Source organism: Mycolicibacterium novocastrense (assembly GCF_001499835.1).
Classification (GTDB): Bacteria; Actinomycetota; Actinomycetes; order Mycobacteriales; family Mycobacteriaceae; genus Mycobacterium; species Mycobacterium novocastrense.
Map to the genome: position 1 here is coordinate 1 of NZ_LQIH01000063.1, position 591 is coordinate 591.

1 protein-coding gene is annotated in these 591 nt (G+C 66.3%); it reads left to right on the forward strand.

Going from position 1 to position 591, the window contains the following annotated elements:
• Window positions 1-16 precede the first annotated feature (16 nt).
• Window positions 17-591: DUF222 domain-containing protein (locus AU072_RS24455; protein ID WP_120271117.1), on the forward strand; the 575-nt coding region annotated here is incomplete at its 3' end.

Genomic DNA, 591 nt, shown 5'->3' on the forward strand with positions numbered 1-591 from the left:
TTTTGTCGGTGGTCGAATGTATGTTCGAAGCATGTCGGGAGTCGACCTGCAGGCCGCGGTGAGCGCGTTGCGTGCCGCCTTCGACGAGGCGGCCGCCTGTGATGTCGACTTGTTGACCCGACAGAATCTCGTGGCGGCCCTTGATGAGCTCGAAGCTCTGGGCTGCCAGCTGCCCGCGATGCGCCACCGCTTGCTGGCCCGCCTGCAGGTCGAGGCCACGGCCCAACAGATGGGTGCCAAATCGTGGAAAGAGGTGTTGAGGGTCCGCTGGCGGATCTCGACCAGCGAGGCCAACCGGCGCCTGAGCGAGGCTGCCCTGCTGGCGCCGCGTCAGGCGGTGACCGGGCCCTCGCTGCCACCGGCGTTGCCCGCCACGGCTGTCGCGCAAGCCCATGGACTGATCAACGACGAACATGTCGACGTCATCCGCAAGGCCGTTGACCGGTTGCCCGGATTCGTCGATGCGCCCACCCGCGAACAGTTCGAAGTCGACCTGGTGCGCACCGCGGTCGGTGTCGGCCCCAAGGAACTCAAGGACAGCGCCGATCTGACGCTGTTCTTGCTCGATCAGGACGGGCCCGAGCCCGATGA